General features: G+C 60.0%; 22 protein-coding genes and 5 pseudogenes. 15 read left to right on the forward strand and 12 right to left on the reverse strand.

Annotated elements, in window-relative coordinates; all coding sequences use genetic code 11:
• Positions 1-213: 213 nt before the first annotated feature.
• Positions 214-684 (reverse strand): hypothetical protein, encoded by a 471-nt coding sequence (locus BUA69_RS14305; RefSeq protein WP_046135161.1) that lies wholly within the window; start codon positions 682-684, stop codon positions 214-216.
• Between the two features lie 122 nt (positions 685-806).
• Between BUA69_RS14305 and BUA69_RS14310 the strand changes: the two genes are divergently transcribed.
• On the forward strand, positions 807-1,319 hold the full coding sequence (locus BUA69_RS14310; protein WP_052950528.1) for a TetR/AcrR family transcriptional regulator: 513 nt from the start codon (positions 807-809) through the stop codon (positions 1,317-1,319).
• A gap of 37 nt (positions 1,320-1,356) precedes the next feature.
• Here BUA69_RS14310 and BUA69_RS14315 read toward each other — a convergent pair whose 3' ends face one another.
• Together BUA69_RS14315 and BUA69_RS14320 are read right to left on the reverse strand one after the other, a co-directional pair.
• Positions 1,357-1,863, reverse strand: coding sequence for a DUF305 domain-containing protein (locus BUA69_RS14315; protein ID WP_046135160.1), 507 nt, complete (start codon positions 1,861-1,863; stop codon positions 1,357-1,359).
• A 102-nt stretch (positions 1,864-1,965) separates the two neighbouring features.
• Entirely contained in the window at positions 1,966-2,232 is a 267-nt protein-coding gene (locus tag BUA69_RS14320) for a metal-sensitive transcriptional regulator (protein ID WP_046135159.1), read from the reverse strand.
• A 231-nt stretch (positions 2,233-2,463) separates the two neighbouring features.
• Here BUA69_RS14320 and BUA69_RS14325 point away from each other — a divergent pair, with 231 nt between their 5' ends.
• A complete protein-coding gene (locus tag BUA69_RS14325; protein WP_046135158.1) occupies positions 2,464-2,682 on the forward strand; it encodes a heavy-metal-associated domain-containing protein in 219 nt (72 codons plus the stop codon).
• 432 nt (positions 2,683-3,114) lie between these two features.
• Here BUA69_RS14325 and BUA69_RS14330 read toward each other — a convergent pair.
• The 4 genes and pseudogenes from BUA69_RS14330 to BUA69_RS14350 all read right to left on the reverse strand — a co-directional run bounded on the left by BUA69_RS14330 (position 3,115) and on the right by BUA69_RS14350 (position 7,084).
• Positions 3,115-4,466 (reverse strand): IS3 family transposase gene (locus tag BUA69_RS14330; RefSeq protein ID WP_425283940.1). Its coding sequence is split into 2 segments (ribosomal slippage): positions 3,115-4,128 and positions 4,131-4,466, totalling 1,350 coding nucleotides; the frame shifts between segments, so codons are not numbered across the junction.
• Between the two features lie 13 nt (positions 4,467-4,479).
• A complete protein-coding gene (locus BUA69_RS14340; protein ID WP_072866569.1) occupies positions 4,480-5,391 on the reverse strand; it encodes a cation diffusion facilitator family transporter in 912 nt (303 codons plus the stop codon).
• A gap of 323 nt (positions 5,392-5,714) precedes the next feature.
• Positions 5,715-5,894: pseudogene (locus tag BUA69_RS14345) on the reverse strand (transposase); the annotation flags it as partial.
• Positions 5,895-6,097: 203 nt separating this feature from the next.
• A complete protein-coding gene (locus tag BUA69_RS14350; RefSeq protein ID WP_052950527.1) occupies positions 6,098-7,084 on the reverse strand; it encodes a heparan-alpha-glucosaminide N-acetyltransferase in 987 nt (328 codons plus the stop codon).
• A 615-nt stretch (positions 7,085-7,699) separates the two neighbouring features.
• On the opposite strand from BUA69_RS14350, the pseudogene BUA69_RS14355 reads away from it, so the two are divergent.
• Positions 7,700-8,523: pseudogene (locus BUA69_RS14355) on the forward strand (IS5 family transposase).
• Between the two features lie 288 nt (positions 8,524-8,811).
• On the opposite strand, the gene BUA69_RS14365 reads toward BUA69_RS14355, so the two are convergent.
• A complete protein-coding gene (locus BUA69_RS14365; RefSeq protein WP_046135205.1) occupies positions 8,812-9,426 on the reverse strand; it encodes a cytochrome c oxidase assembly protein in 615 nt (204 codons plus the stop codon).
• A 422-nt stretch (positions 9,427-9,848) separates the two neighbouring features.
• Here BUA69_RS14365 and BUA69_RS14370 point away from each other — a divergent pair, with 422 nt between their 5' ends.
• The 3 genes from BUA69_RS14370 (at position 9,849) to BUA69_RS14380 (ending at position 11,780) form a co-directional block, all read left to right on the forward strand.
• On the forward strand, positions 9,849-10,367 hold the full coding sequence (locus BUA69_RS14370) for a pseudoazurin (protein ID WP_082093808.1): 519 nt from the start codon (positions 9,849-9,851) through the stop codon (positions 10,365-10,367).
• A 324-nt stretch (positions 10,368-10,691) separates the two neighbouring features.
• The gene (locus BUA69_RS14375) at positions 10,692-11,072 is read left to right on the forward strand and encodes a hypothetical protein (RefSeq protein WP_072866571.1); all 381 of its coding nucleotides are present in this window, start codon (positions 10,692-10,694) and stop codon (positions 11,070-11,072) included.
• 36 nt (positions 11,073-11,108) lie between these two features.
• Complete coding sequence (locus tag BUA69_RS14380) at positions 11,109-11,780, forward strand: L,D-transpeptidase (RefSeq protein WP_082093807.1); 672 nt, start codon at positions 11,109-11,111, stop codon at positions 11,778-11,780.
• A 248-nt stretch (positions 11,781-12,028) separates the two neighbouring features.
• On the opposite strand, the gene lnt is transcribed toward BUA69_RS14380, so the two are convergent.
• Positions 12,029-13,642, reverse strand: coding sequence for an apolipoprotein N-acyltransferase (gene lnt, locus BUA69_RS14385; protein ID WP_046135152.1), 1,614 nt, complete (start codon positions 13,640-13,642; stop codon positions 12,029-12,031).
• 828 nt (positions 13,643-14,470) lie between these two features.
• Between lnt and BUA69_RS21030 the strand changes: the two genes are divergently transcribed.
• Positions 14,471-14,620, forward strand: a complete 150-nt coding sequence (locus BUA69_RS21030; RefSeq protein ID WP_169749454.1) for a hypothetical protein — start codon at positions 14,471-14,473, stop codon at positions 14,618-14,620.
• Positions 14,621-14,704: 84 nt separating this feature from the next.
• Here BUA69_RS21030 and BUA69_RS21295 read toward each other — a convergent pair.
• Positions 14,705-14,996 (reverse strand): annotated as a pseudogene (locus BUA69_RS21295) (IS3 family transposase); the annotation flags it as partial.
• A gap of 200 nt (positions 14,997-15,196) precedes the next feature.
• Here BUA69_RS21295 and BUA69_RS14390 point away from each other — a divergent pair.
• Together BUA69_RS14390 and BUA69_RS14395 are read left to right on the forward strand one after the other, a co-directional pair.
• A complete protein-coding gene (locus BUA69_RS14390; protein ID WP_143154529.1) occupies positions 15,197-15,940 on the forward strand; it encodes a DsbA family protein in 744 nt (247 codons plus the stop codon).
• A 460-nt stretch (positions 15,941-16,400) separates the two neighbouring features.
• Positions 16,401-16,730, forward strand: a complete 330-nt coding sequence (locus tag BUA69_RS14395; RefSeq protein ID WP_046135151.1) for a hypothetical protein — start codon at positions 16,401-16,403, stop codon at positions 16,728-16,730.
• Positions 16,731-17,814: 1,084 nt separating this feature from the next.
• Here the strand turns inward: BUA69_RS14395 and BUA69_RS14400 are convergent.
• Entirely contained in the window at positions 17,815-18,423 is a 609-nt protein-coding gene (locus tag BUA69_RS14400) for a hypothetical protein (protein WP_244468738.1), read from the reverse strand.
• The gene (locus BUA69_RS14405) at positions 18,413-19,252 is read right to left on the reverse strand and encodes a type IV toxin-antitoxin system AbiEi family antitoxin domain-containing protein (protein ID WP_046135150.1); all 840 of its coding nucleotides are present in this window, start codon (positions 19,250-19,252) and stop codon (positions 18,413-18,415) included. Before BUA69_RS14405 ends, BUA69_RS14400 begins: the two co-directional genes overlap by 11 nt.
• Positions 19,253-19,675: 423 nt before the next feature.
• On the opposite strand from BUA69_RS14405, the gene BUA69_RS14410 reads away from it, so the two are divergent.
• The 6 genes and pseudogenes from BUA69_RS14410 to BUA69_RS14430 all read left to right on the forward strand — a co-directional run bounded on the left by BUA69_RS14410 (position 19,676) and on the right by BUA69_RS14430 (position 25,625).
• Positions 19,676-19,954 carry a metal/formaldehyde-sensitive transcriptional repressor gene (locus BUA69_RS14410; RefSeq protein WP_046135202.1) on the forward strand — a complete coding sequence of 93 codons (279 nt, stop codon included), beginning with the start codon at positions 19,676-19,678 and terminating at the stop codon, positions 19,952-19,954.
• Positions 19,951-20,913, forward strand: a complete 963-nt coding sequence (gene dmeF, locus BUA69_RS14415) for a CDF family Co(II)/Ni(II) efflux transporter DmeF (protein ID WP_046135149.1) — start codon at positions 19,951-19,953, stop codon at positions 20,911-20,913. Before BUA69_RS14410 ends, dmeF begins: the two co-directional genes overlap by 4 nt.
• Positions 20,914-21,512: 599 nt before the next feature.
• Positions 21,513-23,877: pseudogene (locus BUA69_RS14420) on the forward strand (heavy metal translocating P-type ATPase).
• Entirely contained in the window at positions 23,874-24,020 is a 147-nt protein-coding gene (locus tag BUA69_RS21035; RefSeq protein ID WP_160300127.1) for a hypothetical protein, read from the forward strand. The pseudogene BUA69_RS14420 and the gene BUA69_RS21035 overlap by 4 nt, the downstream one beginning before the upstream one ends.
• 457 nt (positions 24,021-24,477) lie before the next feature.
• The gene (locus BUA69_RS14425; protein ID WP_052950525.1) at positions 24,478-24,942 is read left to right on the forward strand and encodes a DUF305 domain-containing protein; all 465 of its coding nucleotides are present in this window, start codon (positions 24,478-24,480) and stop codon (positions 24,940-24,942) included.
• Between the two features lie 263 nt (positions 24,943-25,205).
• Positions 25,206-25,625: pseudogene (locus tag BUA69_RS14430) on the forward strand (DUF305 domain-containing protein).
• Positions 25,626-26,133 lie beyond the last annotated feature (508 nt).

Consider the following 26,133-nt stretch of genomic DNA (forward strand, 5'->3'; position numbering starts at 1 on the left):
GCGGTCAAGAGCGTCGACGGCGCCGCCAAGGTCGATATCGATCTGGGTGCGCTTGCGGTCAAGATCGAGAGCGACAAGCCGGTCGAGCGCTTCGCCAAGGCGATCGAGGATGCAGGCTACACCGGCGAGCTACGCGCCTGACGCAGCCGAACCGGAAGTCCAAGGCCGTCGCAACTGCGGCGGCCTTTTCGGATGATCCTTGCCCTTGACGGCTTATCCCCGGTGCTGCGCTTCACCGCTAGCCAGAATTTGGTCGACCAGGTAACGCCAGGTCGTGATGACGGTCAGCAGGGCCAGAGCTGCGCTGAGAATACCGGTCCCTTCGTAAAAGGCCGTGGACGCCGACTTGGACCAAAGCTGCATGGCCGTCCCCACGATCTCTTCTTCGCTGCCAGCCAAGAAGGTCACGTTGTCTAGGCCTGCGGCCTTCGCGACGTGGTCCAGAAATCCGTCGAGAAAGCCGAACCAGAACACGACGAGGGCGGCGTATGCACGGTACGCCCAGAGCAGGGCCGGCTTGCCGGTCCTTTCATGCAGCGACCATAGCACGATGGGTATGGCCACGCCGATCGCCGTGGGCAGGATCAGTTCGGGGCCGAGCCGGAAGATATGATGAATTCCCGTAGCGATCAGGGTGGCGATGAGTGCCACAAGCGAGGCTGAGGCCAGAGAGATTTTGGACATGATCTGAAATCCTTGCTGGCGGACCGATTGTCCGCTACCGAACAAGTGTTCGGAAGTTTGAGCAGTGTCCACCGACTGGCGTTCGCTTCGGAACCGATGACAGGGGAGCGTTCCGAAAAACCATGGATCGTCGGGTCAGAAAAACCAGGGAGGCGCTCTATTCGGCCTTTGCCGCGCTGGTCGCCGAGAAGGGGTATGACCAGCTCTCGGTTCGCGCCATCCTTGATGAAGCCGATGTCGGACGCACCACGTTCTATGCGCACTTCAAGGCCAAGGAGGATCTGCTGCGGTTCGGGTTCGCCCGCCTGCGGGAGCAACTGGCGTCCCTACCACGATCCACTGCCGAAGATCGCAGGGTGTTCATCCGTGCCCTGCTGGACCATGCAAAGTCGCACGCTGGCTTGTTCGTAGCTCTTGCCGGCGGCGGTGGAGGGCTCGCCGAGGCCGAGTTTCGCGGCATCGTCGAGGACATCGTGGCGACGGAAATCGGCCCGGGCGAGGCGCAGGCGACGATAACGGCCATGTTGAGTGGAGCACTTCTTGCGGGTATCCGTGGGTGGATCGATGCCGGTGCCAAAGGGGCAGGGGCGGAAATCATCGAAGCTTTCGATCTGCTGCTGGCGGCGTCGCGATGATGAAACGTCGCCCCGCTACGCCATCGCCGCGCCGCAGCTATAGTCTCTGGAGGCGCGCGCCGATCGCTTCCATCTGGTCGATTTCCCGGCGCTGCGCCTCGATGATTTCGCCGCACAAGGTCAATAGTTCGGGGTCTTCGATATCTGCCTCACGGCACATCAGGATGGCGCCCGAATGGTGCGGGATCATGGAATCCACGAACTGGCGGTCGTCGATGAATGTCTGAGCGCGGGTGCCCGAGAAAGAGAGGACCGTCAGCAGGGCGAATATCACGTACAAGGCGAGGTTCATCCTCCTGTTCGGGAACATGCCGGGCATGGTTGCCAGCATGAAAATGCCCATGGGTGCCCACATGGTGACAGCCATGTAGAACATGTTGAGATTGTTGCGGAAATCGGCGAACCCGTCGATCATGGAGAACATGACGACATACATGACGATCAGGCCCAGGATCATGTTGATCCAGAACATCAGATAAGGCCGCCCGTGGACCGCGTGTCCGCGATGTTCGGGTTGGCTCGAGTGATGCGTGGTATCCGACATTTTCTATCTCCTGGAGCTCCATGCCCGTTGTGTGTCCTGGCGCAACCATCCGGTAGAGTGAGATGCCGTTCGCGCTTGGGTCATCTAATATTTCTTTTTCGCTCATCTTTTCGATTTGGCGATCAGGTCCACGAGCTCGTTGAACTTGGCCCGTTGCGCATCCGGATCGCCAGACGCGATCGCTTCGGCGACGCACCCATCGGCATGTTGCTTGAGGATTGCATCCTCCGCCTTGGCCAAGGCGGCCTGCAATTGGGTAAGGATGTCGATGCAGTAGGCCCCTTCCTCGATCATGCGCGAAATTCCGGCTACCTGGCCGGCAACGCGGTTCAGACGGTTGCGGATAGCCAATGACTGCTCGGCACACATGCTCGTCTCCATACCCCATGGGGTATAAGTCGACTGGCCCATTCTGGTTCCAGAAGTGAGGACGAGTCCCGATTTCCGACAGTGCTTGGATGGTCGGGAGGCCTATCCAGCAATGCTGGCCAGCGGTCAAGAATGCTGATGGTGGCTCCCTCCGTGTTCCAATCGATTAGCCTTGACCTTCCTACCTTGGAAGGCCCCACGCTTCGGGCTTGAACTCCACGGAGCTGTCCCATGCATAACTTTCAAGTCAACGACATGACCTGCAGCCATTGCGCCGCTACCGTCGAGAAAGCGGTGAAAAGCGTAGATTCCGATGCACAGGCGAAGATCGACCTCTCGACTCATCGCGTCGAGATCAGGAGCGAGAAACCTGCGGCGGTGTTTGCCATCGCGATCGACGATGCCGCGCACTGCAGGCGTGAGGCAGTACGGGCAGGTGCAAAAGCCTAGCCTCTTCCACAACGGAGGTAAGGTTATATCATGAAAGCGCTTATTGGCCTGGCGTTCGCCGCGGCGCTCGTCTTGCCGGCCGTGGCATCCGAGCATTCAGCCGCAATTCCGGTGAGCGAACTAACCCATATTCATGGCGTCGTTCTGCCGCCGAACTCAGACGTGGTGTTGTTGGCCACCCATCATGGTCTGTTCGCAGTAAACAGCGCCGGCTCCGCACGAATGGCCTCGGAAGAGGCCGACGACTTCATGAAGTGCCGACGGACCGTGGTCGAAGCTATCCGACGGTGTACAGGGGCCGGTCGACTTCCATGCCCTGTCCGTCAGCCCCGCCGACCCGCTGGTGCTCTATGGCACCTGTCCGTCGTCAGATGATTTGGCTCATGTTGGGTTGCGGATTAGTGGAGCGTCGGCCTCGTCCTGGGTTTGATGTTATGCGGCGAGCTTGCGGTGCTGCAAGCGCCGATGCTGGATGGTTTTGCGTTTGATCCTTTCGCGCTGTTTGATGATGGCTGCGGCCCTACCGAAGTAGGCGTCTGCCGGGGTCACGTTAGCCAGGCTCTCGTGGTAGCGCCGGTGGTTGTAGTGCTCGACGAAGGCGCCGATCTGGGCCTCGAGATCGCCGGGCAGGAAGTAGTTTTCGAGCAGGATGCGGTTCTTCATGGTCTGGTGCCAGCGCTCGATCTTGCCTTGGGTCTGGGGATGCATCGGCGCACCCCGAACATGGCTCATGGCCTGCGCCTCGATATAATCGGCCAGTTCGCTGGCGATGTAGCACGGGCCATTATCGCTCAGAAGGCGTGGTTTGTGCTGCACATGGACCTGATCGCACCCTGATGCGGCCAGCGCCATGTCCAGCGTGTCGGTCACGTCCTCGGCTCGCATGGTGCTGCACAGCTTCCAGGCGATGATGTAGCGCGAGTAATCGTCGAGCACGGTGGACAGGTACATCCAGCCCCAGCCAATGATCTTGAAGTAGGTGAAGTCGGTCTGCCACATCTCGTTGGCCCGCACCGTTTTGGTGTGGAACGCATCGGCGGCCTTGATCACCACATAGGCCGGACTGGTGATCAGGTCGTGGGCCTTGAGAAGCCGGTAAACGCTGGCCTCGGAGACGAAGTAGCGCGTCTCATCGGTAAACCGTATGGCCAGTTCCCGCGGGGAGAGCTCGGACTGCTCCAGCGCCAGCTCGATAATCTGGTCATGGATATTGGTCGGGATCCGGTTCCACACCCGGCTGGGCGCCGATGGTCGGTCCTCCAATGCCTCAGGGCCGCCACCAAGGTAGCGGTCATACCAGCGATAGAAGGTCCGGCGCGGGATGCCCAGCCGGTCCAGAGTGCGCTTTGCTGGCAGGTGCGACTGCTCGACGAGATTGATGATCTCGAGCTTTTCGGATGCGGGATACCTCATTCTGGCTCGTCCCCAACCGCGATCATGCTTTTTTTGAGCAGACGGTTTTCCAGCGTCAGGTCAGCGACGCATTCCTTGAGCGCACCGGCCTCGCGGCGCAGATCCTTGACCTCATCACTGGTGGCAGCGCGCGCCGTATCGCCGGCCAGGCGGCGCTTGCCGGCCTCCATAAACTCCTTGGACCAAGTGTAATAGAGGCTCTGCGCGATACCTTCCTTGCGGCACAACTCGGCAATGCTGTCTTCGCCGCGCAGGCCATCCAGCACGATCCGGATTTTGTCTTCGGCTGAAAAATGCCGGCGGGTCGCCCGGCGAATGTCCTTCACCACCTGCTCAGCAGGCCTTTTGGTGTTCGAGGATTTAGCGGTCATCTTGGTTCCTTCGTCACACGACGAGACCAAAACACTCCTTAAATCTCAACCCTGAATCTGTGCCATGGGTGCTGACGGCGGACAGGGGAACAGTGATGATGGCACCTGTAACATGGGCTTTCAGCGCCGCTTCGATGATGTCGCAAATATCGTGCGACGCCCCAACGCTCATCGTGCTTGGCACAACCAAGTGAAAGTCGATGAAAGTCGCTTTTCCCGCATGGCGGGTGCGTAGGGCATGGGCCTCGATGGCGCCAAGCGCGTTCTGTCCGATAATGTTGCGGATTGTGGCCAGCTCTTCAGGCGGTGCGGCCTCGTCCATGAGCCCGCTTGCATTATCTCGAATAACGCCCCAACCACTCCAAAGCACATTAAGAGCAACTAGCGCTGCGATCCCGGCATCAAGGACGGCGATGCCCGTCAGCACAACGGCGACTACACCGACGAGCACGGCAATGGTCGTGACCACATCTGCCATCAGGTGCTTGCCGTCTGCCACAAGCGACGGCGAGCGATGTGCTCGACCTTGCCGGATCAGGACCAAACTCCAGATCACGTTGAGTACGGTTGCAGCCACACTTACCGCGAGCCCTGCCCAAGCGTCTTCGATTAGCTTGGGGTGAAGAAACGCCTCATAGGCTTCACGTAGGATCGCAAAGGCTGCAACAACAATCATAATGCCGACCACAATGGCCGAGAGATATTCGGCCTTGTGATGTCCATATGGATGTTCGGCGTCAGCGGGCCGCGCAGCAATCCGGATCGCGATGATTACGGTCATAGCCGTCACAACATTGATGATGCTTTCGAGTGCGTCCGAATAAAGAGCCACGCTGCCAGTGAGCAAAAATGCAGCGTATTTGATCGCCAGCACCGCAATGCTGACGGCCAAGCTCGCAAAGGCGATTCTAAGAGAGTGCTCCATAGGGCACCTTCAATCACTGAACTGCAGAAACATCAAGGTTTTCAGGTAGTTAGAAATGATTATGAAAAGCATTTGCAGTAGCCGCGTCGAGGCTGGGCGCATAGTTCAAGATTTGTGCACCAACTTCCCGCTTCAGCAATCTCAACAGCTTGGTTGGTGCATAAGCCAAGTGCAAAGAAGCACAGTTCAGTTTGGACGTAATGTCTAGTTTTTAGCATGTCCTTTGCCGAAAAGCCGACTGTCCCCTTCCCACCCGAGGCTGTGTGAGAACGAGGCGCAGCCCATCGCACAGGGCGTTTCGCCCCGACACGCGTCAGCTCCGGTCACCCAGCGATCGCATTGAGGGCAGGGCCGACGCCGGCGATGGCGATGGCGCGCTTGATGTTGTAGGCTAGGATCGCCAGGTTGGCTTCGGTGGCGACGTTCGTGAGGCCCCGCGTTCGGAAGTGGGTGGCGCCCATCCAGCCCTTGATGGTGCCGAAGACGTGCTCGACGGTGTTGCGCAGATATCTGCTGATCATGTGCAAGACCTCGGCGGCGTCGCAGTTTGATGCACGCCAGTCCAGACTAGGATATATGTGGGTCCCGAGCGACGCGGAGCCACCCGTGGCCCGGGCTGGGACAATCAAGGCCCGTTTTTGCCCTACTATCCACGGTAGAATCTGAGCAAAAAACGCAGAGAATAGGGTTCCTATAGTGCGCGGGCTCACTGCCGCGCATTGAGCTCGGGATAGATCAAGGCCGAGCACTGCCGGTTCTGCGCATCGAGTAGGGTCTGATCGCCGGCCGTGACCATGCCGGTTTCGATGGCGTTCCAGAGCCTGTTGGTCTCGACGCCCTCTAGCCCGCATTGGCAATAAGTGGTGCAGAGACCCGGCGCTGTGCCCCCCGTCTGACATGTCGACTGGCACGAGCGCAGGAAGTCGGCCCTGCGCATATCCAGCTGCGGCTGGAAGACCAAGGAGGCCGGATAGACCAGCCCCAGCAGGATGGGCTGGTGCACCAGATAAAGCAACAGGCTCCAGCGTCCGAGCCAGGCTAGTAGGCGCGCCAGTCGCCCGGCTGGTGCGATGGCGGCAAGACGGGGCGCCCAAGCCGAGGACAGCACCAGCCGCGCGGCGATAACGCCCAGCAGCACAACACCCAGCCCAGGAAAGACCGGCACCAGGTCATTGGTGGACGGCGGCACCTGCCAGAAGCCGATCCAGGACCAGGCCTTCTCGTTGAACAGGGCGTCGGAGTAAAAGAAGGGCAGCGCGATGACCACGGCGGCTACCCCCGCCGCCAGCCAGAGCGGGGCACGTAGAAAGGCCAGCCCCATCAGGCTGAACAGGGCGATAGCATGCAGCACGCCGAAATAGACAAAGCTCTGCGGAAAGGCGAACCACGTCGCCACGCTAATGGCCAGTGCGCCAACAACGACAAAGCCCCAGCGCCTCCAGAAGCTCCGCCAGCGAATGTCGCCGCGCCCGTGGCCCAGCACCAGCCCGACCCCGACCAGGAACAGGAAAACCGCAAGTATGCTGCGCGCAAACAAGACCCAGACCGGATCGTTTCCGACATCGGCGGCGATGAAGCGGAAATAGCTCAGGTCCCAGAACAGGTGATAGACCACCATGGCAATGATGGCGACGCCGCGGACGATATCGACAAGGGCAAAGCGCGGGCGGGCAGTGGCGGGATAATCGGTCATAGGAAGCGCCCTCATCCGTCCTGCAGGCAACTTCTCCCACGAGGGGTTAAAGGGAGACGGTGTTGGCGTCAAGAGTGGAGCCGCCTTTGCCCCTCTTGGGCGGATCCGGCAAGGCGAAGGCGGGTGGCGCGGTGCTTCCTACGCGATGGCGCAGGCTGCTCGCCCGCGGCGTTTCATTCTTGTGAACGGGAGACGCTATGACTATTTTTTCCGTCGCAGCCTTTTGGCCGCGAGTGCTGCTGCCATTGCCGATGCAAAAACGCCCCGGTTTGCTTTCTTGCCCCGGCCGCACTTTCGAGCAAATGGAGCCATTGACGAGCGTCTTTGAGGGGCAATGGCCTCAGCCGCCCCGCGGGGCTCGTTTTGAGAGATCCAAACGAACTCGGCGGCCCCGATCGGCAGTTGTCCCCAAGTGTGGGCAGGCGTACGGCTTTGAGCGAAAGCAGTACTTGGCCTCACCTCGCAGATGTTGCGTAAGCCAATGCGCCATCAACATGAAAAGGCACAAGTCAAAAAACGCCGAAGAACGTTACCAGGGGTGTCCCGACTATGTGACCTAAGAGACCGTTTGAGAAGTGCATTGAACGGTTTGTGCTTGCGTGATTCAAGCTTTGGATGTGGACCCCAGCGACGCGTGACCGGATGGCCGAAATTGAGCAGAAGACCAAGCGCTACCCGACGGATCTGACCGAGGAGGAGTGGGGGCGGATACAGCTGTTCCTGCCTAGCCTTGCGAAAAGCGGGCGTCCGGTTGAGACGGATTTGCGCGAGGTTTTGAACGCGATCCGCTATCTGGCCCGCTCTGGCGGCGGCTGGCGCATGCTACCGAAGGATTTCCCGCCCTGGCAGACCGTCTACTGGTGGTTTCGTCGCTTCGTCCGGCGTTTCATGTTCCGGACGATCCACGACGTGGCGCTGATGCTCGATCGCGAGCGGTCCGGGCGCGAGGCGAGCCCCTCGGGCGGCGTCATCGACAGCCAGTCGGTCAAGGCTCCCGAAGCAAAAACAAGAGGTTACGACGCCGGCAAGAAGATCGTCGGGTGCAAGCGTCACATCGCCGTGGACACCGATGGTCGCCTACTGATGGTCAATCTCACCACCGCCGACATCTCCGACAGCGCCGGCGCCCAGTTGATCCTCGACAGCCTGCGCAAGCGCTGGCCCTGGCTCAAGCATCTTTTCGCCGATGGCGCCTACGACCGCACCAAGCTCATGGATAAGGCCGCCTTTCTCGACTTCACCGTCGAGATCATCAGGCGTTGTGATACGGCCCAGGGCTTCGAAGTCCTCCCGCGCCGTTGGGCGTCGAGCGCACTCTCGGATGGATGAGCCGACGGCGCCGTCTCGTGCGCGATTACGAAGAGCGTATCGATTGCTCCGATGCCATGATCCACGTCGCCCTCGGAAGCCTCCTCCTCAGGCGCATCGCCCACAAATAGGAGTTCTCAAACGGCTCTAAGCCTCCGTGCCTCGGCTACACGGCCGATCCAAATGGAGCAGGTAAACGTGTCCGACATCGCAAACCGCGCTCTAGCTCTATATATAGGCATATTCGATCGCGCCGCTTCGTTCTTGCTCGCGAAGCACCTAACGCTGCGGCAATCTACAGTAGAGAGAAACCAGCACATTCCCAACATTGGTACGGCAGGGGACGTTGTTGCCGCAGAGACCATTCGGCAAGATGGCGCCAATCAGATTGGCCCTAGATAGTCATGGCTGTGTCGCCTCTATCGCCGCAGGACGCGCGCCATCAGCACTAGTCCGCCCGACAGATAAATTACCCCGCCAATACCTAGCATAATGACGCCACCCAGTTGCTGATCGACGAGAACGGGAAGTCCACCCGTGGAAGATTGCAGGTGGTCACCGTATATTGAACGCGGCGCCAGCCCAATAAGGGCGCCAAGCAGGGTCATGTGCATTGAGGTGAAGAACAGCGCCATGGCACCGGCCAGCGCCGCGATGCGTCTGGTTTCCCCGGTGCTGGCTAACGCCACCAGCCAAACGAGTAGCGACACAAGGGCAAAGCTCGCCTGCTCAGCGGCAAGTGCCCAGGGCTGGGTGCGAGAAGCGTGGTGCAGCGCCGGGGCGTGCCAGCCCCAGACGACCACCAGGTCGATGACGCTGACGGCAATCGGCAGAGCGAGCTGCGAGCGCAGCCAGTTCCGCCGGGCGACCAAGGGGCCGATCCCCGCGGCCAACAATGGTATACCGATGCCCACCACGGTCATGTGCAGGGTCATATGGGCCGCAAAGCTTCCGCGCACCATGCCGGGCAACGGTCCAGCCCATGCCAGGGCGAGGACGGCAATTCCGGTCATAGTCAGCAAGCGGTCAATCATTGGCAGATCGCGAGTTAGAGCAAAGGTGGCAATAAACACGGCCACTGCCAAAAGCATGCAGGCGCCAGGATCACCTCAGGAGCCGGTGCCGCTCCTCGGGGTATTTGGACCGAAATTGAACTCGTTGTCGATGAGGCCGCGAGTTCGCATGTGCCGGATGTGTCGCATCGATCGGTCTGCCAATTATCAGTCAGCGACACACGTCCATGCGGTACTAGTCTGGTGTTAGACGAACTGCGGGTGCGCATCGATGTCGCAGTGCCGAAGCTGGCTCTTTGGTCTATTAACGTTTGGTGGAGAAGCTGCACACTCTCCCATTAACGAGATTGCTGTCGGCACCTCCCTTAGTCTCGTGGTAATATTCTACTTTTCCGATGCTCCCCACTCACTTCATTGTAAGTTTTAAAACGGAGAAAGACGTCATGGCAGGCCGACCAAAAGATCAAAAAGCAAATTTGCTCAACTCGCAGTTAAAGGTGTCACGGCGAACCTTGATTCAAGGTGCCTCTACTCTGTTCGTGAGCACGCTAGCATTCGGTGGCGCGGCCGTCGCGCAGTCTGTAGGAACTGAGCATCGAGTGCAAATGCTAAACAAGGATGGCGAGGGGCGCCGAATGCAGTTTGAACCGGCGTTCCTCAAAATTGCGCCGGGAGATACCGTTATATTTGTGCCAACCGACAAGGGACACAATTCCGAGATCATTGCTGACGCGCTTCCAGCAGGTGGCGAGGGCTGGAAAGGCAAGATCAATGAAGAGATCTCGGTAACCCTCACCGCGGAGGGACTCTATGGCTACAAGTGCCTACCCCATTTTGGCATGGGTATGGTCGGGTTGATTCAGGTCGGCGAAGACATTTCGAACATGCAAGCTATACAGGAAGCTAAACTTCCTCCAAAAGCGGCAGACCGGATGGAGGAATTGCTGCAACAGGTTGGCTAGCATTGCTTGTTTGGCAGCAAATACCGAGTGAGTAGCAATGGGTGGCTAGCCATTCATTAAGTTGCATATGTGCATTTTGTTCCCGTTCGCGGTCATTTCGAGCGCGAACAGGCGTGACTATGACGAAACCACCCTGCTGCTCCGCCACCTCGATGACGTTTTTCATGCCCGTAATTGACGGCTTCCTAATTGGGAGGAATATGCCGTGCTCCCCACCACGGCCATTGATGCTGTGCATCAAGGCGGCGTTGTGCAGATGCAACGCCGCAAGACTCTTTCGTCCGTTGCCTCGCATCCTGTTCCGGGATGAATTATAACCGGGCCATGAACAGGTTCCTGCTGCTGATGGCTATGCTGTTTGGATTGGCCGCCGTTCCGGGGCCGGCTATGGCTAGCGTCGCGGCAAGTGGCCAGTTCTGGACGATCGCCAGCCAGGAGCTATGCGTTGAGGCGGAGGCGTCCCAACGCAGCGCGCCAGCGTTCAAACGCTGTTCCAAGAAGATCAACGGGCACGTGATATCCTGCCAGCAGGCAATTGATGTCTTGGTCTTCGTGCACGAGTGCTGTCTCTATGCGCAAGCCGCGGTGTTCGCAGCGGCGCAGGACAGCGCCATTACTGCCCTGGGCGACGACGGGCGTTTCCGACCTCCGCGAACCGCCTATGAACGCCGGCGACAAAGGCCGCTCCAAATCCCCCAATTCTGATCTCTTGAGAGGCAGTCGCGAAGGCTGCTGGATGACATGCATATCACCATGATTTCGCGCCGGCACATGATGCTGGGTGCCACAAGCCTTGCTGCACTGGCTCTGGCCGGCTGCACGACCACCAAACCCACGATACCCGTTGCGCCTCCCGCACCCGCGATCCCGCCCGAATACCTCGCCATGTATGCGGCCATACCGGATGAGCGTTTTCCCATTCCGGCGGCCCGCATCGATCTGATCGACCCGATATACTGGCGGCAGGAAGTGGCCAACATCACTGGTGAGAAACCGGGCGTAGTGGTGGTCGATACGCCGAACCGCTTCCTCTACTGGACGATGGAGAACGGCCGGGCCATGCGCTATGGCGTAGGCATCGGCCGGGAGGGCTTTGCCTGGGAAGGCCGCGGCCATATCGCCTATGGTCGCGAATGGCCGACCTGGACGCCCCCATCCGACATGATCAATCGGCAGCCCGAACTTGAACCTTACCGGAACGGCATGGAGCCAGGCCCGGAAAACCCGCTGGGAGCTCGCGCGCTCTACATTCACCAGGGCAATCGGGACACTCTCTATCGCCTGCACGGAAATATGGACGCCAATTCAATCGGGAAGGCCGTGTCCAGCGGTTGCGTACGGCTGCTCTTCCAGGATGTCATCGACCTCTATGATCGGGTCCGGTGGGGCGCGCCAATCGTGGTCGTGCAATAGCCGAGGCAATGGAAGGCCGGCGCCTCATCGGCCTTCCACCTATTCCTATCCTGCGCCTTCGAGTGCTCTCAACACTCCTGAAAAGTGGCTGTTGAGCCGATGCGAAGTTGATAAGTCAGTATTGAAAGAGCTTCTCGGTAAGCGGCAATCTGATCGCCCTCCGTCATCGGGACTTTGAAACGATGCAGCGATAAACAGCGTCTGAGGTGGGGGCCAATGTGTTTTTACGAACCGTGTTTCTCCGGTAGTCAAACCGCTCTGCGGCGCCCGGCGCGTGAAACCACCAGCGAAATCAGCAGACCTGCCAGCAGGGCAATCAGCAGCGGCCAATGGCGCACCTGGGAGAACACCGTGCCTGCCAGCCGTTGATGGGGGCGCACATCCAGCACCGCCATCTGCAGCGGCTCGATCTGCCCCGTGACGCGCCCCAGCGGGTCGGTGGCGAAGGTCAGCCCGGTATTGGCGGCACGAACCAGGCTCAGACCTTCCTCGACCGCCCGCACCCGCGCATGATGAGCATGCTGGGCCGGTCCGATCGAGCCGTCGAACCAGGCGTCATTGGTGATGTTGAGGATGAACTGCGCGCCGGCCGTATCGCCCAGATCGCCTGAAAACAGAATCTCGTAGCAGATCAGCGCCAAAAACGCCGGGGTATTGGGCAGGCTCGTCAGCCGACGCCGCGCATCGCCATGCGCCCAGCCCTCGGCGCCCGGAACGAACTGCTTGATACCAAGCTTCGAAAAGAACTGGCTGAACGGCAGGAACTCGCCAAACGGCACGAGATGGGACTTGTCGTAGGACGCAATGACCTCGCCATTGGTGTTGATCGCCATCAGCGCATTGAACGGTGGCCCCGAGCTTTGGCTCTGGTCCAACGCGTATTGTTGCCGCGGAATTCCCGCCAGCAATGTGGTGGTTTCCGGCAGCAGCCGGGCGATCCGCGCCAGCGCATCGGGATAGCTCGACAGGAAAAACGGCAGGCTCGATTCCGGCCACACCAGATGGGTGATGTCGGCGATCCCCTGGTCGGCCGGGTCCATCCGCATTTCTGACAGCATCAGCAACCGGTCGATCAGCGCCACCGGATCGGCATTGCCCCAGTCGGCATGCTCATAGACCAGCGGCTGCACCAGCCGCATGGCGATATCAGTGCGTTCCGTCGAAACGGTGCGGGGCAGGCGATTGTGGCCATAACCAAGTTGCGCCGCAATAACCGCCATGGCGATAAAAAACGGCAGGAGGCGGCGGCTGAGGCTACGGCCGTCGGCAGGCCAGATCAGCGCGGGGGTCATCGCCAGCAATGCTGCCACCAGCGTCAACCCATAGACGCCGATCACCGAGGTGATCTGCATCATCTCGTCGGTCGGGGGCAGCGCATAGCCCAGCAGATCGAACGGAAAGCCGGTCAGCACATGGCCGCGCGCCCATTCGGCGATGGTTACGAAAGTGGCGAGCGTCACGACACGCCAGGGACCATGGCTCCAGAACAGATGAGCCAAGGCGCTGCCCAGGCCCCAGAAGAAGGCGATCAACGCTGCCAAGGCGAGAATGGCAAAAGGCATGAGGGCGATCATGATCCCGCCACTCACTAAAAATGCCGTGCCTATCCAATGGAAAGCGACTGTGAAATAGCCCCACCCAAAGGCAAAGCCGATCGCAAATGCCGGGCCGAACAGGCGTCGCCAGCCCCGGCCGCGCTCCGCGCCATCGAGGCACCAGACCCAAAGCGGGAAGCTCACGAAGAGGGCGGGGACAACGAAAAGCGGTGGGATGGACAGACCGGCAACGGCGCCGGCCACCACCAGCAGCAGGAAACGGCGCCAACCATGGCTCAGCATGGCTATATCGGCCAGCCAGGTCATGAAAGCCTTGTCCACGAATCAAAGTGCATGCGGCAAACTCACCGGAAGGGCCAAGTGCGTCAAGGAAGACACGATTTCACTTTGCCGGCATCGAGGAACGCAGCAGCTGAGCCGCAGTTGTTGCCGACCGACATGGCAAAGGAGAGTTATAGTGGCGAAGGAAACCCCCGGCCAACATCATGATCATCCCGGCCACAAACCTGGCGACCTCGACTCGCATGGTCACCGTGATAAACCCGCACCGGAGAATCCAGGCGAACATCACGATCATCAAGACCACGAACTAGGCGATTTTGACCAACACGGTCACCGTGACAAGAGCGGCACCAGGACGTAGTCCAGGTCAAGAAAGGGTCGCTAGCGGCCCTTTCTCATGCCCTCCGTATTTCAATGCTCCTTTGACGGTCTGTGCATCTTGAGGATTGTTCACGTATCGACGCGGTGAGAAGGGACGCTATCCCGGCTCTGTCGAACGAAGCAGCCTGACGATTTGGATGTGAGGACGGCCAACCAACGCAGTGCGGGGCAGTCAGATGCTTGCTTGACGTGCAGCGTGGCCAGAAAGTGATCGCAGGCTTGCGAGAAACAATAACCGGCTGACCGACAATGACGCGGAAGGTGATGGGGGCAGGCCGGTGTTGCGCTAAAAGGGCGTGATACCTACCGCGTCATCAGCCCACGGCTAGAAACTTTATGCTGTGTCAGTTCCGCGGACGTTGGCCGCCCAGCTGAAGCAGACCCGACAGCGTCGTTATAGCGAACATGCGCATCGATGTCGCAGTGCATTGAGCTGATGCGATGCTTACAACCTTTGAAAAAGGAGCTTCGATGAGCGCATCAACTCTCAATCAGGCCGGTTTGCGATTACGCAAGCGGCGTTCATTAGTTCTGGGGATGTTCCTCGCCGTTTTGGTCATAAGCTTTTATGTCTATTCCATCTTCGTGATGGGTTCCGCCGCCATCATGAGGGATCTTTAGGTCGCAGGGACTGAAGTGCTGCCGCTTCGGTGGGCTACGAAGTTAGACTCGCTTGGCTTGCTCTTCGTATTCCACGGGGCTGAGCTAGCCCAGTGTAGAGCTACGGTGCTCGGGGTGTAGAAGCGCTAGATATAGTCGAACACATCGGCATTGGCACCGCCCTGATGCTATAGACATTGAGGGCGGTGCGTTTGGTCTTAAGCGATGAGAAGAAGCTCTCCATTGCCGCGTTGTCCGAAGCCTTGCTGGACTGGCTCATCGAGCAGGTGATGTGATCGTCCATCAGGCGCTGGAGCTGCTTAGATGCCTGTTGGCCGCCCTGGATGGAGGGATGAAAAAGGCTCTCGGGTTTGCTGCGGCGCCAGATTGCCAGGACAGCGCGTATCTTATTTTCGATCTGACGGAAGCACGGAAAACATCGTGAACTCTCCAGCAGACCGGGGGGCGATTGATAGCTAAACCGGCCCGATAGGGCCAATGATGCGTCAGACTATCACGCCGGGTTGATGAAAATGCCTACTTGCCTCTACATTTGCTCCGTGTAGTTTCCCGCACATAACAACAGGAGCATTAGCCGTGAACTTTACCCGCCGTGACACTATCGTTTTGGGCGTTGCTGCGTCGGCGCTCAGCTTGTACGGGGGTGGCGTTGTCAATGCTGCTGAAGGGGACATGATTGATGTAGCGCAGCTAATGGCACCCGCCGGGGGCGTTGCGGATCATGTTCAGGGCAGCGAGAGCGCGCCAGTCACCGTCATCGAATATGCCTCTCCCACTTGCCCGCACTGCGCCACCTTCTCTAACGAAGTGCTGCCAGCCTTAGTCAAGCAGTATGTTGATACCGGCAAGATCAAACTGATCGTCCGCCCCTTCGTGCGCAATGTGCTGGACGCCGCCGTATTTATGCTGGCCGAGGCGGCCGGTCCGACAAATTTCCATAACGTGCTGTCGACCTATTTCCGGACCCAGACCGACTGGGCCACGTCCGAGACGCCGCGCGACGCCATCTTCGAAATTGCGACGCAGTTGGGGTTTACCCAGGCAACTTTTGACGCCGCATTGACGGATCAGGAGTTGTTCACTGGGATGGAAGCGCTGCGCGAGCAGGCACTCAACGAATTTGGTCTCTCAGGCACCCCGACATTTTATGTCAATGGCAAGACGCTCACTGGTAATAAAACGCTCGATCAGTTCGCCGCCGAGATCGATCCGCTAGTGCCTGCCGATTTTGTTGGCGCGAGTGCCGGCGCCGCGCCTGCGGCCGAAACCCCTGGTGCCCCCGTGGAGCCGACCACCACGCCGGTTGCGCCTACGCGGTAAAGTCCGCAAGCTCGATCATACTTCCTCCTGGACGGGAGTGACCGTCTTATTTGATCCCAATGACTACGTTGGGTATGGTAGCTCGTGCTGTTGATGAGAGCGACGCGCTTAATTTTCCGGCGGTTACGAGACGCTGATCGTCCAAGCGGGATCCGTCGCACAAGGACTGGGTGCCAGAGGCGTCGGCAGAGGCCGGTCCAGTTGCTGAAGCGCCTCTACCTTACCGGTTGGCAATCGGATCGGGACCGTGCTGCCGCATTGATCCAGGAGCGATCGAGGCGGCTGCTGAGCAACTTGCGGCGGCAGGCTGAGTGACGCACCATTGTGGCCGAGTGCGCCTAATTGGGCTCGGGTGAACGCCGGGGCCGCCTCGGAGCAATCTAACTTTATTGCTCTAGTTCTGCTGCCACTTAAGTCTGCGGCAAGGGTTGCCTGTTAGGAGTTCTGCAGGAGGACAGGCATGCTAAACAAGATAAAAACCGAACTTAGTGAGTTACTGTTCCTGAGTAGAGATGCGCTGCATATCCACATCGGCTTGGGCATCTACATTGCGGCCATGGTGTTATTCCGGCGTGGTCCCGCAAGCATCGTTCCATGGTTAGTTGTTCTCGTCGCGCAATTGGCGAACGAACTGCTAGACGGCATACATCACGGCGCGCTGGACATCGATGTCACTGGCGCCCTCAGGGACATCGGCAATACAATGCTCTGGCCGACCGTGGTGCTCCTCATTGCCCGGCGGTTTGACAAAAAACGCAATTGCCCGAAGCTGAGCTACCAAGGTCGATAGTTCGCGCGCCCTGAACGCCGAACGCACACAAAAAGCCACGTTGTTCCGCTGCGCTGCAATTTACTGGCTTAGCATCGGTCGGGTCGCCTTATTCTTTGCTTACAACGACGGCATAAGCGGCCAAGAGGGCTATGCCAGCCGGGCAGAGTTCGCGGACTACCTCGAAAGATGCGCATCGAGGCTGGATTTGCCGGTACGGGCCCGAGAAGGGGGCACACGGTTGACCCGGATCGGCAAGTTCCATGCGGGACTACAGGACGGGCCCGAGATCAGCGCGAGGGTCTCCTCTATTCCCGTCCGACCTCGATGCTCGGCAGGTTGATGCGATCTGCAGATCCATTTTCCCGATCGGGCCGAAGCCGGGCCGCTCTGCGCTGCCGGCATCACCATTCGTCCTCAACTTTCCATGGCCGATGGTTCGGGCGTCTTATTCAAGGACGGATCGTCCGGCCAATTCGGGGCGGTGGTCTGGGCGATCGGGTATCGCGAAGATCGTTCATGGGCGCCAGGAAGACGAGAAGGCCTTTGTCCTACTGGACGGCCATGGCAAGGGAACAGGGCGTCAGCGTTGATAGCGGGAGCAGGGCGCGCCGTCGAGCTGGTCCGTCTCGGTCGCCCTACAATCGCCTTAGGCCCAAGGGAGCACCAGTTTCTCCAACGTGCCTCTCCGCGTTCATCCACACACATGGCCGCATCTTAAACATCTGCCGCCAGGTTTTGGCCCTAATACGTTCCGTTTTCTCTTGTAAACGACTCCTTTCGGCAACCGCGGCAAGGAGAGTTCGTCATGTTGAGATGGGACAATGTCAGCATCGCTGTTCTTCTGCTCCTCTGCATGGCCGCGATACTGACGATGATACTCGTCTTTCCAGTTCACCAAAGCCATCCGCTGGCTCCGTAATCCCACAATCGACAAGGCCGAGAGTTTTTCAGATCGCTCGAGCGTCTTGCTTTTGGAGCTTGGTCTGTGGACGGCCTGGCCGACAAAGCTAGGACCTGAGCCATTCCAACAGTTCGGGGCCAAGCAACTGCGCGTTCAGTTCCTCGTCGGAAAGCTCGACGAAGCCGTCAAGGTCTCGGACGATCACGACGCCAGTGTTCTTGAACCGCGCGGCGATGGTCCGAAGGAACTTGAAATCGACGTCATGCTCACAGGCACCCATAAATAGAAAGTAGACTTGTCGCCGCGCCGCTCCGACGTCTCGAGCACACTGATCATCCTGGCGTGATCCGCAGGGTCGTTTTCACCATCTGTCACGAAGACCACTACGGAACGTTTCTGGTCGGCAACAGGCGAATCCCTCTGCACGCCAAAGAACCGGCTAAGCAGCCCGCCAAAGTTTTCTTCGGCCGGCAACCACCCGAAGTGCTGCAGATTGTGCTCCAGCACGTAGCTATAGGTGGTGCCGCCTTTCCAGCCCGGCACCCTGCCGACGACTTTGCGAAGGACGTAGTCCTCGGAATCTTCCGGCGTCACGGTTCCGACGTGATGGACCGAACCCCTTTCATTGCTGAAGGTAAAGACGTCCATCTTGCCGTCGGGATCCAGCACCATGCCATAGGGCACCAGTCGCGCGATGAGCTTGCTGGTCGTAGCCGTGCCGCCCTTGAGGGCACAGACGTCGAACTTCGCGATCGAGGGAAGGCAGCCCACGAGCAGACGGACCTGCTGTGTGTAAGCTTTACGCGCCATCTTGTTCTCCCTTGGTCACGAATTCGGCAGGTATCGTGATGCGATAGTGCGGGTGCAGTTTGCCGCCTTTCACTAACATGCGATCGCCACTACCAAGGTCGATGGCCGTCTCGTCGATATATTTTCGCCAGGCATGCGTATGGCGTTCCGCGAACACGAAAAAGAGGCGTTTCGTCTTCACGCTGCGGCAAAGTTTCAAGAGCTGCGTCATCAGCTTGGGACGCAGGTTCGCCATGGACTGGAACAGCACGTCGATTTGATGGAAGCTCTCGTGGTTTGGGGCTTCGTCGATGGTTTCAAGGAGCGCGCGTTCCGGTGATGACACGCGCATGGGCCATTGCCACGGGCTCTGCTGCAGCTCGCCGCCGTTGTCCTCAAGCGAGAACTCCTTGTTGTCGACGCCGACATCCATGTCCTGAAAGAGCGAGCCCTGGCGCACAGTCACGTCGGCACTCAGATCGAGTCTGGAGAGCCAGGAGGGCGCATCGCCATGGAGATAGAGTTTATGTGGGCCGGACATGCGCAGGTAGTGCGTGTAGCCATGGAGCTCCATGGCGGTCGTTGCCGCGACATGGAATTTGAAGTCCATGATCCACTGCGCGGAGAGAACGGGAATTTTCCAGTCACGCTCGGCGCTTTCGTTGCCGCCGCGTATGAAGGGACGCCGGTACAGGCCCTGTAGCGGACGCTCCAGCCAGCCCGCTTGCAGATAGGAATGGGCAAGCTGCCGGTAGATGCCATGGGCTTCCAGCCAGCGCGAATCCACCAGGAAGCCCGGTGGTAGGGTCTCAAGTAGGTTCTTTAGCTTGTCGGCTCTGTGTCCAATCATAATGGACAATATAGCACTATTTTAAAGTCGATGCAAAAATGTACTTTACCTGTAGCCAAAAATGTAACACCAAACTGGACGTGGGATCGTGCATTCAAAGTGTGGTAGCGCTCGCGCTCTGCGCCGCCGGGTTTTGGAACCTCGCCAAGCGCTGCGGGGCAGTGGCATCAGCCTTTCATGAGGTGCCGATCGGCACGGTAAGTCATTGAAGTCTCATTCACCGGCGAGGGCACATGATGGCACCGAGTTACACGCCCTGTTCCTAACCCCGTCGTGATCGGGGCCGATACCTCCACCAAGGAGGCGGCCTGAGGCTTCCAACTCTTGGAGGGTCAACAGCCTAAGCGCCCCTCGTTGCGGGCGGGAGCCGGCTGCATGGGCCAACCTTGCGTAGCCGCCGAAAATAGGGTACCCCCCTATACTATGTCTCACACGATCAAGCACCGCGCTAAGCTCCTCGCCCGCGTCCGTCGCCTCAAGGGCCAGATCGAAGCGATTGAGCGCTCCCTTGAGGCCGAGGCGCCTTGTGGGGACGTGCTCAACCAAGTGGCATCGGTGCGCGGCGCCACCGCCGGCCTCATGGCCGAATTGATCGAGGATCACATCCGCGAGCATGTGGTGGACCCTGAGCTGGAGGCCGACGCGGCTCGTGCCGGTGCCACGCGCGAATTGATCGACGCCGTAAGGACCTATCTCAAATGACCGATACGCCGAGCCGTCCGTTTGGGCACGAGCACGTGTTTCTAGGCACCCAGCATGCGCGAAATGAGCGCCGAACCTGGGCTGTCATCGCCCTGACCACGGTCATGATGGTCGCCGAGATCGTGGCCGGCAGTGTCTACGGCTCTATGGCTCTGGTCGCGGATGGCTGGCACATGGCGACCCATGCGGCCGCCTTGCTGATAGCGGCACTCGCCTATGTGTTCTCCCGCCGCCATGCCCGGAATCGCCGCTTCACCTTCGGCACGGGCAAACTGGGAGATTTGGCGGGATTCGCCAGCGCAATCGTCTTGGCGCTCATTGCGTTATTGATCGGGTGGGAAAGCCTGCTTCGTTTCTCGGCGCCGGTCACCATCAATTTCAACCAGGCCATTGTCGTTGCGGTCATAGGACTAACGGTCAACCTGGTATGTGCCTGGCTGCTTCGGGATGATGATCATCGTCATGGGTCGTCCCATGCGCATCATGATCACCCTCATGAGAATGCCGCCCATCAGCATCAGCATACCGACGAGCGGCATCGGGACAACAATCTCCGCGCGGCCTATCTCCATGTTCTGGCGGATGCCCTGACTTCGGTGCTGGCGATTTTCGCTCTGGTGGCGGGGAGCGTCTTCGGCTGGCTCTGGCTTGATCCGGCCATCGGCATCCTCGGCAGCCTGGTCATCGCCCGCTGGTCATGGGGCCTGATGCGGGACGCCGGCGCGGTTCTGGTCGACTATCTGCCCGAAGTGGAGGAACTACCCGAGCAGATCAGGTCGGCCATCGAGGTAGGCGGCGACGAGATCTACGACCTGCATGTGTGGCAGGTCGGGCCAGGGCATCACGGTGCTATCGTGTCGCTCCGCTCGGCCAGCCCGCGCGCGCCAACCTACTACCGGGAACTCCTGTCCCATTTGCCCGAGTTGTCCCACCTCACGTTTGAAGTGGAGCAGGCTTAAAGCGGGAGGCCGAAGAGGCGTCGGCCTACTGCGCGTACGCCAGATCCGCGGCAATGTCCGTGACGTCCAAACGGAGTTGCCGCTTCTTCGGCGCCAGACCCGCAGGACGACAGAATCTTGAACGTGGCCCGAGGCCCGCCCAAGACACTGTCGGCGCCGCTGGATTTCCCGCCCGGTCCGGCCAGCGTTGCTTGATGTAATCCAAGATCGCCAATGATTTCCTGATCGTCCTCGGTGCTGCCGAATGCCGGCATATCCGTTTCGTAGCCCGGGGCGATGGCAGCCAGTCCTCACTCCGATGACCAGCAGCTGCTCATCGGAGTGATGCCAGGTATGCCCCGTCTCGTCATGTGGCGGCGCCGGCAATCGCCCGTCCGGCTGCCCGAGATTGGCGCCGTGGCAGCTGGCGCAGTATTCGAGGTAGAGCGCATGGCCGCTGGGCGGTGCCGACTGCGCCATGGCCGCCGTACCGACCAACATCGTCGCGGTCTCCAGGCAACATGATTGCTGCTAGCCAAGACACCAACGTGAAAGCGAGGGGTTGACCTTGCCACCGTGGGAAGGCGCACACTTGAAGGCTCGAACCCTGAGGTAGTGACATGAGCGGCACCAAGGATACATCCCACCACCATCACCATCATGGCTATGATCACCATGGGCGTCATCAGCGCGCCGATGGTGACCATCAAGCGAGGGATCCGGTCTGCGGCATGTCGGTTGATCCGGCGAACGCCGAATTCAGCACGGAGCATGCTGGCGAGACCTACTATTTCTGCTCGGCCAAATGCCACGACAAGTTCGTGGCAAACCCGGGCGCCTACCTCACCGAAACCGAAGCGCCCCGTGGCGCCAATCCTGGTACGATCTACACCTGCCCGATGCACCCTCAGGTCCGCCAGGATCATCCCGGCAACTGCCCGATCTGCGGCATGACGCTGGATCCTGAACTGCCCACGGCCGACACCGGCCCAAGCGCGGAACTGGTCGACATGACCCGTCGTTTCTGGATCGGCACCGCCCTGGCTATTCCCGTATTCCTGCTTGAAATGGGCAGCCACCTGTTCGACTTCCACGCCTTCATATCGGCCCAGAACCTCAACTGGCTTCAACTGGTGCTGGCAACGCCAGTCGTGCTCTGGGCCGGCTGGCCGTTCTTCCAGCGCGGCGCTGCTTCGATCGCCAATCGCAGCCTTAACATGTTCACGCTGATCGCCATGGGCATCGGGGTCGCCTGGCTCTATTCGATGATCGCTACGGTACTTCCCGGCATTTTCCCCTCCGATATGCAGGGAATGGGCGGCGCGGTTCCTGTCTACTTCGAGGCCGCCGCCGTGATCACCGCCCTGGCGCTCCTCGGCCAGGTGCTGGAGCTGCGAGCCCGCGAGCAGACCTCGGGCGCCATCAAGGCGCTGCTGGGTCTCGCGCCCAAGACCGCGCGGCGTATCCGCGCCGACGGTTCGGACGAGGAGGTCGGGATCGAAGCTATTGCCGTCGGCGACCGACTGCGCGTACGGCCCGGTGAAAAGGTGCCCGTCGACGGACAGGTCGTCGAGGGTCGTAGTGCGCTAGACGAATCCATGGTCACGGGTGAATCCTTGCCGGTCACCAAGGAAGTCGGCGATCGGCTGATCGGCGGCACCATCAACCAGTCCGGCGGCCTGGTGATGGAAACCCTGCAGGTCGGTCAGGACACCATGCTAGCGCGGATTGTGCAGATGGTGGCGGCGGCACAGCGGTCCCGGGCGCCCATCCAGAAGTTGGCCGACCAGGTGTCCGGTTGGTTCGTGCCGCTGGTGATCGGAATCGCCATCGCAGCCTTCATCGTGTGGGGCATTTGGGGGCCCGAGCCGCGCCTGGCCTATGGCTTGGTGGCGGGGGTGTCCGTGCTGATCATTGCCTGTCCCTGTGCGCTGGGCCTCGCCACACCGATGTCCATCATGGTGGGAGTGGGGAAGGGGGCCCAGCTCGGGCTCCTGGTCAAGAACGCCGAGGCCCTGGAACGCCTTGAGAAAGTCGACACCATCGTGGTCGACAAGACCGGCACGCTTACGGAAGGCAGGCCTAAGGTTACCCACGTCCTGCCGGCTGCCGGGTTCGACGAGACAGCGCTACTTACCATGGCGGCGAGCCTGGAGCGGGCGACCGCTCGGGGTCGCGATCGTCAACGCCGCCGAAGAACGCAAGCTCGTCCTCACCGAGCCGACCGACGTCGACTCCCCGGTGGGCAAGGGACTTACGGGTCTGGTGAATGGCCAAAGGGTGCTGATCGGCAGCGCGAAATACCTTGAAGCCGAAGGCGTCGCCGCAGGCGAATGGAAGACACGCGCCGACGAGGTTCGCGGGCATGGCGCCACCGTCGTTTTGGTCGCAGCGGACGGCCAGGTCGCCGGTGCCCTCGGCATCGCCGACCCGATACGCGGCACCACACGCCAAGCATTGAACGAACTGCGCGCCGAAGGCATCAAGGTCGTCATGATGACCGGCGACAATGCCGTGACCGCCGCTGCCGTGGCTCGAGAACTGGGCATCGAAAACGTCGAGGCCGATGTGCTGCCGGAGCGCAAGAGCGAGGTCGTGGAGCGGCTTCGCTCAGAGGGCAGGGTGGTCGCAATGGCCGGCGATGGCGTGAACGACGCTCCAGCGCTTGCGGCGGCCGATGTGGGGATCGCCATGGGTACCGGCACCGACGTCGCCATGGAGAGCGCCGGGGTTACGCTGTTGAACGGCGATCTGATCGGCATTGCCCGGGCGCGACGGCTCTCGCGGGCCACCATGGGCAACATCCGCCAGAACCTCTTCCTGGCCTTCGTCTACAACGCAGCGGGCATCCCCGTTGCCGCCGGCGTGCTCTACCCGTTCTTCGGATTGACGCTCTCGCCGGCGATCGCCGCCGCTGCCATGGCGCTGTCCTCCGTCAGCGTCATCGGCAATTCGCTTCGGCTGCGCTCGGCGCGGATCCGATGAGCTCGACCATCGCGCCGGAGGTCCTTGGCGGTCCCCGCTTCTGGGGCTCACTGTCCGAGATGGTGCGCGGAAGCACGACGTTGCTTCTCGGCCGGCCTCTGGAGGATATGGCGACCGATTTTCTGGATCTTGGCGACAAGTGACATCACGATCCACGTCAATGGCAGGAACCGCGGCGGCGGCGAGGAGTTTCGGGATCATGGTCCGGAACTCTGCTTTCAGGACGCGCGTGCGCGTGATCCTTTTGGTGATGGTGGCTGTGGTTGCTAGTATGACGCTGCACCATGGTGCGATGGCGTCGGCGCCGACAGCGCAGAATCACGCCGAAGCGCGTATCGCCCACCCTGTTGAAGACGCCGGTTGCACCGTGGATTGCGGCACTCGTCCGCATTCTATGCCCGCATGTTGCGGCATCGGGCTGTGCCTTTCGGGATTGCCGGTGGCGCCGTCGTCGGAGCTGTTGGCAGCGCGGAAGTCGGTGGCACGAGTATTCCATCGCGGTCTGATCCCTAAATCCCTCAAGAGCCGTATCGATCGACCCCCGAAGGGTTCCGCCCGAGATGAAGTTTGAAACTTAACTCGTAGAAGGAATTCAGGGAAATGACCCTATTCAAGACGACTCTTATCGCCGGCGCCGTTCTGGTGGCCACTTCCGTTTCCGTATTCGCACAGGATGCTGCGGCGGGGCACGACATGTCCGCCATGGGAGCGGACAGCAGCATGTCAGTGGACCTGCCGGAAATCTGCAAGACCGCCGAAGCCATGGCCGGGGACATGTCGATGGACATGTCCCATGAAATGGACCAGGCCCATACCGACCTGATGGCCGGCATGGACGTGACCAACAAGCAGATGATGGACAGCATGATGGTCGAGGACATCGACGTGGCTTTCGTCTGCGGAATGATCCCGCACCACCAGGGCGCCATCAACATGGCCAAGGCCGAGCTCGAACATGGTGACAACCAATGGGCCAAGGACATGGCCCAGAAGGTCATCGACGCACAGGAGCAGGAGATGGCCGACATGATCGCTTGGCTCGAAGGCGAAGGCGCCAACGAGTAGAACAGCATAGGGGTGCGCCTACGGGCGCGCCCCACCAGGCGAAGTACCCGTTCGACACGGTCGATGCCGTGAGGACGTCGGCCATACAATGCTGCAGCCGACAGCGGCATTGCTGATGGCTCGGTGGTTGAGCGGAAGCGATGGTTCGCGTCAAGGCAGTTGAAGGTCGCCGCGCAACTGAGAGGAGAACAGATATGACCGCACACCACGACCATGGGCAACAGCACAAGGGCGAGCATGGCAAGCACGCTCGGCCTTACCTGATGAATCAACATGGGTTTGGGCCTCGTCGTGATGTACGGGGTCATGTTCTCTATGATCGACGGACCGGGGGACTTCCGGAACAATCTGAACATGTTCTACATGGCGGTCACAATGTGGGCGCCCATGGGCATTTTCATGCTGGCCACCATGCCGGGCATGTTCCCTAACAGTCGCATGAACCTGTTGCTCTATGCCGGTTTATCCTATTGACCGTGCTCTCATTCTGGGCGACCCGGGCGCAGGCCTTCATCGACGATCGCCAGTTCGTGGATCCCATGATCCCGCATCACTCGGGCGCCATCCTGATGTGCCGCGAAGCCGACATCAAGGATGCCGAACTGGTTCGATTGTGCGGTGAGATCATCGAGGCGCAGCGTCGCGAGATCGAGCAGATGGAGGCCATCGGTAAGCGTCTCTAAGTTCGGAAGCCCGCCTTAGAATTCCCCTTCGATGGCGTTGCCGCCGATCCCCAGATGTGGACGAGCGAGGCGGTCTTGAGGGACAGGAAATTGGACTAGGCCTCTTAGAATGTTGCGCCGACTGTGCAGTCGGCGCAACATAGGCCACCAACATGCCGAAAAACGTTCCCACGAGTGTCTGCGCCGATCATGTGACTTAAGGCCGCCGGTGGGCGCGCCTACCTTTAGACGAGCGCCCTACCGCTCTACTGATCTGCATTAGGGTGCGCCAGACCGCCTATTGTTTGGCGGTCGGCCGAGTGGCTGGATGCCGAACTCGGCAGTTTTGCCCACCTGTAAACGCAATAAATCCTGGTCTGCTGCCGGCTATGGCTTAGAATGCCGGTGGGCAACAGGGATGGAATAGCGGCTTTGAAAGAGCGCATTACCGTACACATCTTCTGAGATGATCGCGCGCATCGACTCTTGGATCGCGCACTAACCCGGCTATGGCAGCCGTCAGGATGCC

It is taken from the genome of Devosia limi DSM 17137 (assembly GCF_900128975.1).
Taxonomy (GTDB): domain Bacteria; phylum Pseudomonadota; class Alphaproteobacteria; order Rhizobiales; family Devosiaceae; genus Devosia; species Devosia limi.